A 13378-nucleotide genomic window follows, 5' to 3' on the forward strand; every position below is an offset into this window, starting at 1 on the left:
ACGACCACGCTACGCCTGCTCGAACCAACCTGGGAATCGGATGTGCACGACCAGCGGCGTGGTTCGTTGTGCGTGTCCGACAAGGACCCGGGCAGGATGTACAGCATGGAGATCCGTTTCAGCGAGTCCCGCCCGTCGACCATCGGCGTCGAGTGGGAGCTCCCCCTGGTCGACCGGGACACGGGCGACCTCAGCCCGCGCGCACCCGCCGTCATCGCCGCGGTGCAGGAACGGCTCGGTGACCCCGACCGTGTCACCGAGGAGCTCCTCACGAACACCGTGGAGGTCGTCACCGGCGTCCACACGCGCGTGCGGGACGCCACGAGCGAGCTGTCCGGGATCATCACCGAGGTCATCGACGCGGCCGAACCGCTCGACGCGCAGGTGATGTGCTCCGGCACGCACCCGTTCGCGCAGTGGGACCAGCAGGAGATCACGCCGGACAGCGAGCACTACACGACGCTCATCGACCGGACGCGCTGGTGGGGGCGGCAGATGCTCATCTGGGGCGTCCATGTCCACGTCGGCATCGACGACCGCGACAAGGCCGTCCCGATCATGAACGCGATGCTCGCCTACGTGCCGCACCTGCAGGCCTTCACCGCCTCCAGTCCGTTCTGGGGCGGGACGGACACGGGCTACGCCTCGAACCGGGCGCTCATGTTCCAGCAGCTCCCGACGGGCGGGCTCCCGCCGCAGCTCGCCGCGTGGCCGGACTTCGAGGCGGTCGTCGACGACCTCACCCGCACCGGTGTCATCGAGGGCTTCAAGGACCTCCGCTGGGACATCCGGCCCTCGCCCGGCTGGGGCACGCTCGAGAACCGTGTCTCCGACGGCATCTCGACCCTGCACGAGGTCGGTGCCGTCACCGCGCTCGTCCAGTGCCTGGTCACCGCGATGTCGGATCGGCTGGACGCCGGCGAGACCCTGCCGAGCATGCAGCCGTGGTTCATCCGCGAGAACAAGTGGCGCGCCGCCCGGTACGGCATGGAGGCCGAGATCATCACGAACGCGGCGGGTGACGAACGGCTCGTGACCGACGAGGTGCACGACCTGGTGCAGCGGCTCGATCCGGTCGCGGAGCGCTTGGGTTGCCAGCAGGAGCTGCACCACCTCGACACGATGATCGCGGACGGCGCCTCGTACCAGCGGCAGCTCAAGGTCGCGCAGGAGAGCGGCGGGGACCTGCGCGCGGTGGTCCGGCACCTGGTGACGGAGTTCCGCGAGTCGCTCTGAGCCGCGCGACTCCCCGGCTGTTCCGGGCGTACCTGGTCGTTCCGGGCGTACCTGGTCGTTCGTTTCGACCAGGTACGCCCGATCCCGCTTTCCATCGCGGCCGTTCTGGGAAGGAACGTCGCGAAGCGCTGACAGACGGACGGACGGGAGGCGCGGTGCCAGCCGGCGCCGCGCCTCCCGTCCGTCAGGTGGTCGGGTCTACCGACCCAGGAACTTCTGCAGGCTCGCGAGCTCTTCCTCGGTCGGCGCCTTGCCGCCCTTGGCGCCGCCGCCGAGCCCGAGCCCGGACCCCTTCGCCGCCGGCTGGGGCGCTGCCGCAGCACCCGAGGCGAGTGCGGCACGCTTCGCGGGGTTGCCGACCTTCGACTTCTTCTTGCCGCCGCCCTGCTGCTGCTTCTTGCCGCCGTGCATCCCGGGGATCGGGCCCATGCCGGGCATCTGCGGGACACCGCCACGGGCGACGGTCTTCATCATCTTCGCGGCCTGCTCGAACCGGTTCACGAGGGCGTTGACCTCGGTCACGGTCGAACCGGCACCGCGGGCGATGCGGAGGCGCCGGGAGCCGTTGAGGAGCTTCGGGAGCTCGCGCTCCTGGGGGGTCATCGACTGGATGATCGCCTCGGTGCGCACGATCTCGCGCTCGTCGAAGTTGTCGAGCGCCTCGCGCATGCCCTTCGCCCCGGGGAGCATGCCGAGCATGCCCTTGATCGAGCCGGCCTTGCGGAGCTGCTGCATCTGCTGCAGGAAGTCGTTCAGCGTGAACGAGTCGGTCGCGATCTTCTCGGCGACCTTGCGTGCTTCTTCCTCGTCGAAGGCACCCTGCGCCTGCTCGATGAGGGAGAGGATGTCGCCGAGGTCGAGGATGCGGCTCGCCATGCGGTCCGGGTGGAACGGCTCGAAGTCGTCGAGGCCTTCACCCGTGGAGGCGAACATGATCGGACGACCGGTCACGCTCGCGACCGACAGGGCTGCACCACCGCGGGCGTCGCCGTCGAGCTTCGAGAGGACGACGCCGGTGAAGTCGACGCCTTCCTGGAAGGCACGGGCGGTCGCGACGGCGTCCTGACCGATCATCGCGTCGATGACGAAGAGGACCTCGTCCGGGTCGACGGCCTTGCGGATGTTCGCGGCCTGCTTCATCAGCTCGGCGTCGACACCGAGGCGACCGGCGGTGTCGACGATGACGGTGTCGTACTGCTGGTCGACGGCGGCCTTGATCGCGTTCTTGGCGACCTTGACCGGGTCGCCGACGCCGTTGCCGGGCTCGGGAGCGAAGACGTGCACGCCAGCCTGCTCGCCGACGACCTGCAGCTGCTGGACGGCGTTCGGACGCTGGAGGTCCGCCGCGACGAGCATCGGCGTGTGGCCGTCCTTCTTGAGCCACTTGCCGAGCTTGCCGGCGAGGGTCGTCTTGCCGGCGCCCTGCAGGCCCGCGAGCATGATGACCGTCGGCGGCCGCTTGGCGAACTCGAGCCGACGCTGCTGCCCGCCGAGGATGCCGACGAGTTCCTCGTTGACGATCTGGACGACCTGCTGCGCCGGGTTCAGCGCCTTGTTGACCTCGTCGGAGAGGGCGCGTTCCCGCACTGCTGCGGTGAACGCCTTGACGACCTCGAGCGCGACGTCGGCGTCGAGGAGCGCCCGTCGGATCTCGCGGACGGTGCCGTCGACGTCGGACGGAGTCAGCCGACCCTTGCTCCGCAGGTTGCGGAAGGTCTCGGTCAGCCGATCGGAGAGTGAACCGAATTGCGCCATGATCCGTCGATTCTACAAGGGCCTCGGACAGTTCACCGCAGGAGGACCCCGTCGGCGAGCGCGACGGCCTCCCCGAGCCCGACGTCGACGACCACGGGAGCGGTCGACGGCGTGCGGTCGAGGGTCGGGAACCACCGTCGTCCGGGCGACACGAGGACGAGCAGCCCGCGCACGTCGCCGACCGGCGCGAAGTCCGGCACGGGCGGGTTGGCGTACGGCTCGAGACCGTGCCGACCGAGGACCTCGACCGCCCCGAGGACGTCGGGGACCGCGATGCCGACCTCGCTGACCGACAGGAGGAACGCGTGGCCGTCCGTGTGGGACGAGGGCGCAGGCAGCGCCCGACGCTCGATGAGTTCGAGGACCTGCCGGTCCGGCCCTTCGAAGTACACCGACCGCGAGTCCCAGTTCGGCGGCCCCTCGAACTCGTCGGCGTCGTCCGTGCCGAGGACCGTCGCGATGCCCGCGATCCAGGACTTGGCGGCGGCGAAGGACCCGGTCGGGATCGTGAACGCGAGGTGGTGCGCGCCGGTCATCTGGTCGAGCGGGCGGAACACGAGGCCCGTGGTGCCGAGGACCACCCGGACGGCACCCTCGTCCGCCCGGACGTCGCACCCGAGGCGTTCGTAGAACCGCGCCGTGTCGTCGAGCGACCGGGTGGCGAGCTGTACCTGCTGGATCTGCATGCCCCCATCGCACTCCCTCAACCGCACTCGAGGTCAAGCACGGGACTACGGTCCGGAGCATGCGTCTCGGTGAGATAGACCTCGGTGGGTGGGCGCGACTCGTCGGTGCCGTCGTCCTGTGCACCGCCCTCGCCTGGGTGTTCGGGTCCACCCTGGCGGGCGGGCCCCTCGCCGTCGTGGCGCCCGCGGCGATCGGGTTCGGCCTGCTCATCGCGGTCGTCGTCGTGGTCAGCTGGGCGCGGTACGGCGGGTACCAGGTGCACCGGGCCGTGCAGCGGTGGATCCGGGGCGGTCCCGAGCCGGTGGGCGTGCCGGCGGCGAAGCGGGTCCGGGCGCTGTCGCAGTTCATCGACCGCACCGGCTGGTACGGCTGGCTGGCTGTCGCCGCCGCCGCGATCTTCACCGTCGACGGCCTCCTCCAGCTCGCCGGACGTTCCGACTGGCGCGCCGTCCTGCTCGCGCTGCTCCCCGCGACGATCTGGGCCGGGAACGCGATCAACGCGCTGGTGATCGAGCGCCGTTGGCGGCCGCGGGCGAAGGCGCTCTACGAGGAGGAGCTCCAGACCGCATCGTGGACGGATCTCCCACCGCTCTGAACGGGTTGTTGGACGGAGTCCAGGAACCGTCGTAGCCTGGTCGTCATGCCGGCCCTCGACATCCTCCGACGCCCGGGTCCCACCGACTACGCCGAGGGACTCGCGCTGCAGCGGCACCTCCGCGCCGAGGTCGTCGCAGGTCGCTCCCCCGGCGCGCTCGTCCTCTGCGAGCACCCGTCCGTGTACACGGCGGGTCGCCGCACCGAACCCTCCGACCTGCCGACGGACGGCTTCCCCGTGGTCGAGGTCGACCGTGGCGGCCGGATCACCTGGCACGGGCCGGGGCAGCTCGTCGCCTACCCGATCGTCCGGCTCGCCGAGCCGCTCGACGTCGTGGCGTGGGTGCGCGACCTCGAGCAGGTGATCATCGACGCCGCGGCCGCGTTCGGTGTCACAGCCGAGCGGGTCGACGGCCGGAGCGGCGCGTGGGTGCACGACGACACCACGACCGGGACCGACGGCACTCGACCCGGCAGCACCGCGAAGGTCGGCGCCATCGGCCTGCACGTCGCCGAGGGCGTCACCAGCCACGGCATCGCGATCAACTGCACGAACGCCCTCGACGCCTACGCGGCGATCGTCCCGTGCGGCATCGCCGACGCCGGCGTCACGACCCTCAGCGCCGCCGCCGGCCGCACGATCACCGTGGACGAGGTCGCGGCGGTGGTCGCCGAGCGCACGCAGGCCGCGGTCGACGGCATGCACACCAGGAACCGGATCAGCAGCACCGCTCGACAGGAGACCCTCGCATGACCCTCGCCCCCGAAGGCCGCCGCATGCTCCGCGTCGAGGCACGCAACGCCCAGACGCCGATCGAGACGAAGCCGGCGTGGATCAAGACCCGCGCCACCCAGGGCCCCGAGTTCCGCGAGCTCTCCGCCCTGGTCAAGGACAAGCAGCTGCACACCGTCTGCCAGGAGGCCGGCTGCCCGAACATCTTCGAGTGCTGGGAGGACCGCGAGGCCACCTTCCTCATCGGCGGCTCCCAGTGCACCCGCCGCTGCGACTTCTGCCAGATCGACACCGGCAAGCCCGAGCCGCTCGACCGCGACGAACCCCGCCGGGTCGCCGACTCCGTCGTGTCGATGGGACTCAAGTACGCCACGGTGACCGGCGTCGCTCGGGACGACCTCGACGACGGCGGCGCCTGGCTCTACGCCGAGACCATCCGCCAGATCCACGAGCACTCCCCCGGCACCGGCGTGGAGATCCTCGTACCGGACTTCAACGGCCGCCCGGACCAGCTCGGCCAGGTGTTCGACGCCCGGCCGGAGGTCTTCGCGCACAACGTCGAGACCGTGCCGCGCATCTTCAAGCGCATCCGGCCCGCCTTCACGTTCGAGCGCTCCCTCGACGTCATCACGCAGGGCCGCGACGCCGGGCTCGTGACGAAGTCGAACCTCATCCTCGGCATGGGCGAGGAGCGCACCGAGGTCGAGGACGCCCTGCAGCGCTTGCACGACGCCGGCACGGACATCATCACGCTGACGCAGTACCTCCGCCCGTCACCTCGACACCTGCCGGTCGCCCGGTGGGTCCGCCCGGAGGAGTTCGTCGAGCTGCGCGAGGTCGCGGAACAGATGGGCTTCGCCGGTGTGCTCGCCGGGCCCCTCGTCCGCTCGTCGTACCGCGCGGGTCGGCTCTGGGCGCGCGCGACGGTGGCGCGCGGGGGCACGGTGCCGGAGCACGTGTCCCACCTGCTGGACGCCACGCCGGGCCGCCAGGCGGTCTGAAGCCGCCTCCCGTCCGACGTTGCCCTGGGACAGGGCGCCTGGTCGCTACGCGCGGCCGCGGATGCTCCGGAGGAGCCAGCCGATGACCGCCAGCAGGATGAGCACGATGCCCACCCAGAGCAGGAACTTCAGCGCACCGACGAAGATGCCGCTGAAGAGCAGGACGAGGCCGACGATGATCGCGATGATCAGCAGAGCGGGCATGAGGGTCTCCAATCCCTGGAACGAGACCGGACGGATGCCCGGGCCGTAGCGAGACGGTACACGCGGAACGGCGTCCGCGTTCGCCCCCGGACGAGCGCTCAGCCGACCAGGTTCTGCACGAACACGTGCGGCGTGAAGCCGGTGAGGTCGTTGATCCCCTCGCCCTGCCCGATGAGCTTGATCGGGATGCCGGTCTTCTCCTGCACGCTGAGCACGAACCCGGCCTTGGCGGACCCGTCGAGCTTCGTGATGACGAGCCCGGTGACGCCGGCACCCTCGATGAACGCCTGCGCCTGTGCGAGGCCGTTCTGACCGGTGGTGGCGTCGAGGACGAGCAAGACCTCGGCGATCTCGGTCTGCTTCTCCACCACGCGCTTGATCTTCGACAGCTCGTCCATCAGCCCGGCCTTGGTGTGCAGCCGGCCCGCGGTGTCGATGACCACGATCTCGGTGCCGGTGCGGATGGCCTGCTCGACGGTCTGGTACGCCACCGATGCCGGGTCCTGCCCGGGCTGGGACGGCCGGACGACGTCGACGCCGGCGCGCTCGGCCCACGTGGCGACCTGCTCGACGGCTGCGGCGCGGAAGGTGTCCGCCGCCCCGACCAGCACCGTGCGGTCGTAGGTCTTCAGGAACTTCGCGAACTTGCCGATCGTGGTGGTCTTGCCGACGCCGTTCACGCCGACGACGAGCACGACGGCCGGCCGTGCGCTGAGCTTGAGGGTGGTGTCGAGCTTCGAGAGCCGTTCTTCGAGGACCTCGCGGAGCATGCGCTGCAGGTCGGCGGGGTCCGTCGTGCCGTACCGGTCGACCCGCGCGTGCAGGTCCTCGATGATCTCCTCGGAGATGTCCGGCCCGAAGTCCGCGCCGATGAGCGCCGTCTCGAGGTCGTCCCACGTGGTCTCGTCGATCGTCTTGCGCTGGAACAGCCCGCGCAGCCGGGAGGACAGTGACCAGGAACTCGCCATGCTCCCAGCTTAGAGCGCACCACATGTCCGCTGTGCCCGGTAGGCTGGTGGACACGAAGGGGAGTATTCCTCCTCGGTGTCCCCGTCAGTACGGGCCGGAACGATCCGGCTCCGGGGCGCCGGTCGTGACCCGGACATCGGACGGGCCGTGACGGAAGAGACCTTCAGGCCTCGGCGTACCCACCAGCTGGTCGCGCCCTCACCTGAAGGAACCCGTTGGACGTCCCACTCTTCGTCTGGTTGCTCACCATCGCCGGCATCCTCGCGCTGCTGGTCTTCGACTTCTACTCGCACGTGCGGACACCCCACGTGCCGCACATCCGCGAATCGGCGTTCTGGTCCGCGTTCTACATCGGCCTCGCCGTCCTGTTCGGCGTCGGCATCTGGGTGTTCGGCGGACACCAGGCCGGCGGTGAGTACTTCGCGGGGTGGCTCACCGAGAAGGCGCTCTCGGTCGACAACCTCTTCGTCTTCCTCATCATCATGTCGAGCTTCGCCGTGCCGAAGGAGTTCCAGCAGAAGGTGCTCCTCGTCGGCGTCGCGATCGCCCTGGTCGCCCGCGGGATCTTCATCGCCCTCGGCGTGACGATCATCGAGAACTACTCGTGGGTGTTCTACCTGTTCGGTGCGCTGCTCTTCTGGCTCGCCTGGTCGCAGGCACGGGGCGGCAACGAACACGACGCCGACGAGGGCGACTCCCGCCTCATCCGGGTGCTCCGCCGCGTCATCCCGACGTCGAAGGACTACGACGGCGACCGCCTCACCACGAAGGTCGACGGCAAGCGGCTCTTCACGCCGATGCTGCTCGTCATGGTCGCGATCGGCCTCACCGACGTGCTCTTCGCGCTCGACTCGATCCCCGCGATCTTCGGCCTCACGCAGGACGCCTTCATCGTGTTCACCGCGAACGCGTTCTCGCTCCTGGGGCTCCGGCAGCTGTACTTCCTCATCGCCGGGCTGCTCGAGCGGCTCATCTACCTGGGGCAGGGCCTCGCGGTCATCCTCGGGTTCATCGGCGTGAAGCTCGTCTTCCACGCCATGCACGTCAACGAGCTGCCGTTCATCAACGGCGGCGAGCACATCGAGTGGGCCCCGGAGATCCCGATCTGGTTCTCGCTGAGCTTCATCGCGCTGACGATCGCCGTCGCGACGGTCGCGTCGCTCGTGGTCTCGAAGCGCCGCGCGGAGCGCGGGCTCACCCCGACGGGGCAGCCGCGGGACGCGGTGGCGGCGGACGCGGAGTAGCGCGACTGCTGACGGACGGGAGGCGCGGTGCCAGCTGGCACCGCGCCTCCCGTCCGTCTGTGCCCGAGTCTCGGGGCACGCCCGCCGAATCTCGGGCTGAGCGACAGTTCTCGCGATGCGGAGCGCGAGAAGTGTCGCTCAGGCCGAGACTCGGAGCACGCCCGCCGAATCGCGGGCTGAGCGAGCGCGCGGGCGCGCTACGCGACGGCCTCGGCCGGCTCCGGCTCGCGCTTCTGCACGCGCTGGCCGACCACGGCGGAGACCCCGTCCTGCCGCATCGAGACGCCGTACAGCGCGTCGGCGATCTCCATCGTGCGCTTCTGGTGCGTGATGACGATGAGCTGCGACGACGCCCGGAGCCGCTCGAACACCGTGAGCAGGCGCCCGAGGTTCGCGTCGTCCAGCGCCGCCTCGACCTCGTCCATGATGTAGAACGGCGACGGGCGGGCGGTGAAGATCGCCACGAGCAGCGCCACCGCGGCCAGGGACCGCTCCCCGCCGGACAGCAGCGTGAGCCGGTCGATCTTCTTCCCGGCGGGCTTGACCTGCACCTCGATGCCGGTGTGCAGGAGGTCGTCCGGGTTCGTGAGCGTGATCGACCCCGAGCCGCCGGGGAACAGGATCGGGAAGATGACGTCGAAGGCCTCGCGGGTGTCCGAGAACGCGGAGTCGAAGATCGACTGCATCTTCGTGTCGAGCTCGTCGATGATCGTCATGAGGTCGGTGCGGGTCTTCTGGAGGTCCTCGAGCTGCTCGGCGAGGAACGCGTGCCGTTGTTCGAGGGCCTGGAACTCCTCGAGCGCGAGCGGGTTCACCTTGCCGAGCTGACCGAGGTCACGCTCGGCCGCCTTGAGCCGACGCTCCTGCTCCGCACGGTCGTAGGGCACGGTCTCGACGTCGGCGGGGTCGACCTCGTCGGTGCTGTCGAACTCCGGCAGGGCGGGGCCGCCGGGCAGGGTGGACTCCGCGTCCACGAGCTCCGGGACGTCGGTGTCGGCGTCGGTCTCGGCATCGGTCTCGTCCGTCGTCGACTGGATGCCCGCTGCCTCGGCTGCGGAGGCGGCCGCGGCGCGCTCCGCCTCACGGTGCCGCCGCGCGAGGACCCGCGGGTCGATGAGCACGTCGACGGGCACCGGCACGTGCGGCCCGTACTCGGCGACGAGCACGGCCTCGACCAGCCCGAGCTCGCTCTGCGCCCGGTCGAGGACACCCGACACGTGCAGCTTCTTCTCGTAGATCTCCATCTCGAGCGAGTGCACCCCGTCGGTGATGGTCTGCAGGCGGTCCCGGAGCTCGCGCTCCTCGTTCCGGATGGTCTGCAGCTCGGTGTTCCGCTTCGAGCGCTCGGCCTCCTCGGACGCGAGCCGCACGCGGGCCTCGGCCAGCGACCGGTCCACCGCACCGAGCAGCACCGGCAGGTCCGCCAGCACGCTCTCGGCGACGGCGATCTGCCCGCGTCGGACGACCGCCCGCCGGGCGGCTTCCTCGGCCGCGGCACGCTCGGACTCGAGCTGTCGCTGCAGCGCGGCGGCACGGTTCCGCTCCGACCGCACCCGTTCGCGCACGGTCTCGACCTGGATGCGCTGCTCGATCTCCGCCGCACGAGCGGCCTCGAGCGCGTCCTGCAGCCCGGGCCGTTCGGACGCGTCGACGACCGGACGCGGACGCTCGGTGAAGGCACGGTGGGTCTGCTCGGCCTCGTCGAGGGCCGCCGCAGCCGCCTCGACGGCACCGTCCGTCTCGGCGAGGGCCGCCCGGAGCCGTTCGACCTCGGCGACCGCGTTCTCGGCCTTCGCCCGCGTGGAGGCGCTGCTCCGGTCGTACTCGGCCTTGGCCCGGGCGTGCGCCCGGGATGCAGCGTCGGCCTCGTCCGCCTGGCGGCGTGCGTCCTCGACGGCGGCGCGAGCGGCCTGGAGGCGCGTGGCCGCGTCCTCCGCGTCGCGTGCGACCGACTCGCGACGGTCCACCGCGTCGTCGCGCTCCGCGACGAGCTCGATGCGCGACGTCACGCGCTCCCCGCCGCCCGTGACGCGGACCGCACGGACGAGGTCACCGGACCGCGTCACGACCGTGGCGTGCGGGGCGGCCGCGAGCACCGCCTCCAGGTCGACGTCGTCCGACTCCGCGACCAGCGTGTCCCGCAGGATCGCGGCGATCGCCGGCGGTCCCTGGACGAGGTCGAGCGCGCGGCGCACGCCGGCGGGCAGCCCGTCGGGCAGGGCGGGGGTGGTCCCGATCGTCGCGGGGTCGGCGTCGGCGACGACGACGTCGATCCGGCCGATGTCCGCGGACCGGGCGTGCGCGACGGCATCGAGCGCGACCGTCCGGTCGTCGGCGAGGACGGCGTCGGCGAGTCCGTCGAGGGCGGTGGCGATCGCGCCCGCGAACCCCGGCACGATCGTGAGGCTGTCCGCGAGCCGGCCGACGATGCCCGCGCGACCGGCATCGATGAGCGCCTGCGAGCCGTCCCGCACGTCGATCGACATGCTGAGCGCGGCGACGCGGGCGTCCAGGGCGTCCCGTTCGCGTTCGAGGGCGTGCAGGCGGTCGCGGTGCTCGTCGCGGGCGGTCTGTGCCGTCTCCTGCTCGTCGCGGGCCGACACGAGTGCGGCGGCGAGGGCGTCCTCGTCGACGCCTTCGGACGGGTCCGTGCCGAGTTCGGCGAGGGCCGCTGCGGCACGCTCGGCACGCTCACCGGCCTCGGCGAGGGCGCGCTCGCGGCGCTCGCGGTCGGCGACGACCGACCCGCGTCGGGACCGGGCGACCTCGACCGCGGACGCGAGCCGCTGCGCCTCGAGGTCGTGCTGCGACACGAGCGCGGCCTGGGCGGCGATCCGTTCGTCGAGCGCGTCGAGGGCGGCGCGGGCGTCCTGCACGCGCTGCGCGACCCCGGCCGAGCCACGGGTCATCTCGGCCGCCTGGGCTTCGAGCCGGTCGGCCTCGTTCCGGACGCCCTGCACCCGCTCCGGAGTGATCGTCGGGCCCTGCTGCGGGGCGTCGGCCTGCTGCGCGAGGAACATCAGGCGCTGGGTCGCGAGGCTCGACAGTCCGCGGAGCCGTTCCTGCACGCTCTCGAGCCGGTGCACGACCGTCCGGGCGCGGTCCACGTCGTCGCCGACCATGCTCTGCTCGACGTGCTGCTGGCGGGCGCGGGTCTGGTCGAGGCGCTCCTGCAGGACGATCCGCTCGGACTTCCGGCCGGTCTCGATCTCCTGGTGCTCGTGGAGCTCGCGGCGCAGGCGGACGACGTCGTCAGCGAGGATCCGGGCCTTGGCGTCGCGGGCGACCGCGGCGACGGACTGCGCCTTCCGCGCGACCTCGGCCTGGCGGCCGAGGGGCTTGAGCTGGCGGCGGATCTCCCCCGCCAGGTCGGACAGGCGCGTGAGGTTCGTCTGCATCGCCTCGAGCTTGCGGAGGGTCTTCTCCTTGCGTCGGCGGTGCTTGAGGATCCCGGCGGCTTCCTCGATGAAGCCGCGGCGGTCCTCCGGGGTGGCGTGCAGGACCCGGTCGAGCTGCCCCTGGCCGACGATGACGTGCATCTCACGGCCGAGCCCGGTGTCGCTCAGGAGTTCCTGGACGTCGAGCAGGCGGCAGTTCTCGCCGTTGATCGCGTACTCGCTGCCGCCGTTGCGGAACAGCGTGCGGGAGATCGTCACCTCGGAGTACTCGATCGGCAGCAGGCCGTCGGAGTTGTCGATCGTGAGGAGCACCTGCGCGCGACCGAGCGGTCCGCGGGTCGAGGTGCCCGCGAAGATGACGTCCTCCATCTTGCCGCCGCGGAGGGTCTTCGCCCCCTGCTCCCCCATCACCCAGGCGAGCGCGTCGACCACGTTGGACTTGCCCGAGCCGTTCGGGCCGACGATGCAGGTGACACCGGGCTCGAACGCGAACGTCGTGGGCTGCGCGAAGGACTTGAACCCCTTGATGGTCAGGCTCTTCAAGTACATGCGGGTCTCCGGGAGGTCTCGTTGCGCGTCAGGCTAACGCGTGCGCGCCCGGGGACGTGGCTGGCACACGGGACAACGGTGGCTCGACCGGTTCATGAAGGCCTCGCGCACGATCGTGGCGCCGCAGCGCGGGCACGGCTTCCCTTGCTGCCCGTACACGGCGAGCCGCTGCGAGAAGTACCCGGACTGCCCGTTCACGTTGACGTACTGCGCGTCGAAGCTCGTGCCGCCGTCCTCGAGCGCCCGGCCGAGGACCGCCCGGACCTCGACGAGGAGCGTCCGGAGGTCGGCACGGGTCAGGCGGTCGGCGGCTCGGTCGTAGTGGAGCTTCGCGGCCCACAGCGACTCGTCGGCGTAGATGTTGCCGATGCCGCTCACGACGCCCTGGTCGAGGAGCACCCGCTTGATGCCGCTCGAGCGCTTCCGTGCCATCGCGACGAACCGGTCGTCGTCGAACGCCGGGTCGAGGGGGTCCCGGGCGATGTGGGACACCTGCTTCGGGATGCTCCGACGCCACGGTGCGTCCGGGTCGGTCTCGTCGACGTGTCCGCCGAACCCCGCGGGAGCACCGTCGATCGTCGGCACCATCGGGTCGATCGCCATCGAGCCGAACGTCCGCTGGTCGACGAACTCGAGCTCGACGGGCGGCTCCGCGGCGCCGTCGCGGTCGGTGCCGGTTGGCTGCACGTCGAGGAGGATCCGGCGGTGCTTCGCGGCCTCGCGCCCGCGACCGAGCAGGATCTGGCCGCTCATCCCGAGGTGCGCGACGAGCGCCTCGGCCGGATCGTCGGCGTGCACGGGCTGGAGCGGCATCCAGAGGAACTTGCCACGACGCACGGCGGCGGCGATCGTCCGACCCGTCAGGCGGTCGGCGAAGTCCTCCGCCGGGCCGTCGTGCCGGGTGAGGGCGCGGTCGTCGACGACGTCCACGTGCAGGATCCGGGCGCCGGTGACGGCGGGTTCGAGGCCGGCACGGACGACCTCGACCTCGGGGAGTTCGGGCACGCG

11 protein-coding genes are annotated in these 13378 nt (G+C 71.2%); 5 read left to right on the forward strand and 6 right to left on the reverse strand.

All coding sequences use genetic code 11. The features are described 5' to 3' along the window. Positions 1 to 96 precede the first annotated feature (96 nt). Positions 97 to 1236, forward strand: a complete 1140-nt coding sequence (locus tag FS825_RS09835) for a glutamate--cysteine ligase (RefSeq protein ID WP_222126917.1) — start codon at positions 97 to 99, stop codon at positions 1234 to 1236. Between the two features lie 198 nt (positions 1237 to 1434). Here the strand turns inward: FS825_RS09835 and ffh are convergent, their stop codons facing one another. After that, positions 1435 to 2991, reverse strand: coding sequence for a signal recognition particle protein (gene ffh, locus FS825_RS09840; RefSeq protein WP_144712403.1), 1557 nt, complete (start codon positions 2989 to 2991; stop codon positions 1435 to 1437). Between the two features lie 32 nt (positions 2992 to 3023). After that, entirely contained in the window at positions 3024 to 3677 is a 654-nt protein-coding gene (locus FS825_RS09845; RefSeq protein WP_144712405.1) for a VOC family protein, read from the reverse strand. A gap of 59 nt (positions 3678 to 3736) precedes the next feature. Here FS825_RS09845 and FS825_RS09850 point away from each other — a divergent pair, with 59 nt between their 5' ends. The 3 genes from FS825_RS09850 to lipA are packed head-to-tail and all read left to right on the forward strand — an operon-like array spanning position 3737 to position 6006. Next, on the forward strand, positions 3737 to 4273 hold the full coding sequence (locus FS825_RS09850; protein ID WP_144712407.1) for a hypothetical protein: 537 nt from the start codon (positions 3737 to 3739) through the stop codon (positions 4271 to 4273). Between the two features lie 45 nt (positions 4274 to 4318). Then, positions 4319 to 5026 carry a lipoyl(octanoyl) transferase LipB gene (gene lipB / locus FS825_RS09855; RefSeq protein ID WP_144712409.1) on the forward strand — a complete coding sequence of 236 codons (708 nt, stop codon included), beginning with the start codon at positions 4319 to 4321 and terminating at the stop codon, positions 5024 to 5026. Continuing rightward, on the forward strand, positions 5023 to 6006 hold the full coding sequence (gene lipA, locus FS825_RS09860; protein WP_144712411.1) for a lipoyl synthase: 984 nt from the start codon (positions 5023 to 5025) through the stop codon (positions 6004 to 6006). Before lipB ends, lipA begins: the two co-directional genes overlap by 4 nt. 45 nt (positions 6007 to 6051) lie before the next feature. Here lipA and FS825_RS09865 read toward each other — a convergent pair whose 3' ends face one another. Together FS825_RS09865 and ftsY are read right to left on the reverse strand one after the other, a co-directional pair. Next, positions 6052 to 6210, reverse strand: a complete 159-nt coding sequence (locus FS825_RS09865) for a DUF4175 domain-containing protein (protein ID WP_137767577.1) — start codon at positions 6208 to 6210, stop codon at positions 6052 to 6054. 98 nt (positions 6211 to 6308) lie between these two features. After that, complete coding sequence (ftsY, locus tag FS825_RS09870) at positions 6309 to 7178, reverse strand: signal recognition particle-docking protein FtsY (protein WP_144712413.1); 870 nt, start codon at positions 7176 to 7178, stop codon at positions 6309 to 6311. Between the two features lie 216 nt (positions 7179 to 7394). Here ftsY and FS825_RS09875 point away from each other — a divergent pair, with 216 nt between their 5' ends. After that, entirely contained in the window at positions 7395 to 8423 is a 1029-nt protein-coding gene (locus FS825_RS09875; protein WP_144712415.1) for a TerC family protein, read from the forward strand. 197 nt (positions 8424 to 8620) lie between these two features. Here the strand turns inward: FS825_RS09875 and FS825_RS09880 are convergent, their stop codons facing one another. Together FS825_RS09880 and mutM are read right to left on the reverse strand one after the other, a co-directional pair. Further along, the gene (locus tag FS825_RS09880; RefSeq protein WP_144712417.1) at positions 8621 to 12370 is read right to left on the reverse strand and encodes an AAA family ATPase; all 3750 of its coding nucleotides are present in this window, start codon (positions 12368 to 12370) and stop codon (positions 8621 to 8623) included. 33 nt (positions 12371 to 12403) lie between these two features. Continuing rightward, entirely contained in the window at positions 12404 to 13375 is a 972-nt protein-coding gene (mutM, locus tag FS825_RS09885; RefSeq protein WP_144712419.1) for a bifunctional DNA-formamidopyrimidine glycosylase/DNA-(apurinic or apyrimidinic site) lyase, read from the reverse strand. Positions 13376 to 13378 lie beyond the last annotated feature (3 nt).

It is taken from the genome of Curtobacterium pusillum, assembly GCF_007680845.1.
In the GTDB taxonomy this organism is placed as follows: Bacteria; Actinomycetota; Actinomycetes; order Actinomycetales; family Microbacteriaceae; genus Curtobacterium; species Curtobacterium pusillum_B.

Bases quoted from the DNA above. Each gene is read 5' to 3' on its own strand.
- FS825_RS09835 (WP_222126917.1), top strand. From the start codon at position 97: ATGTACAGCATGGAGATCCGTTTCAGCGAGTCCCGCCCGTCGACCATC.
- ffh (WP_144712403.1), bottom strand. From the start codon at position 2,991: ATGGCGCAATTCGGTTCACTCTCCGATCGGCTGACCGAGACCTTCCGC.
- FS825_RS09845 (WP_144712405.1), bottom strand. From the start codon at position 3,677: ATGCAGATCCAGCAGGTACAGCTCGCCACCCGGTCGCTCGACGACACG.
- FS825_RS09850 (WP_144712407.1), top strand. From the start codon at position 3,737: ATGCGTCTCGGTGAGATAGACCTCGGTGGGTGGGCGCGACTCGTCGGT.
- lipB (WP_144712409.1), top strand. From the start codon at position 4,319: ATGCCGGCCCTCGACATCCTCCGACGCCCGGGTCCCACCGACTACGCC.
- lipA (WP_144712411.1), top strand. From the start codon at position 5,023: ATGACCCTCGCCCCCGAAGGCCGCCGCATGCTCCGCGTCGAGGCACGC.
- FS825_RS09865 (WP_137767577.1), bottom strand. From the start codon at position 6,210: ATGCCCGCTCTGCTGATCATCGCGATCATCGTCGGCCTCGTCCTGCTC.
- ftsY (WP_144712413.1), bottom strand. From the start codon at position 7,178: ATGGCGAGTTCCTGGTCACTGTCCTCCCGGCTGCGCGGGCTGTTCCAG.
- FS825_RS09880 (WP_144712417.1), bottom strand. From the start codon at position 12,370: ATGTACTTGAAGAGCCTGACCATCAAGGGGTTCAAGTCCTTCGCGCAG.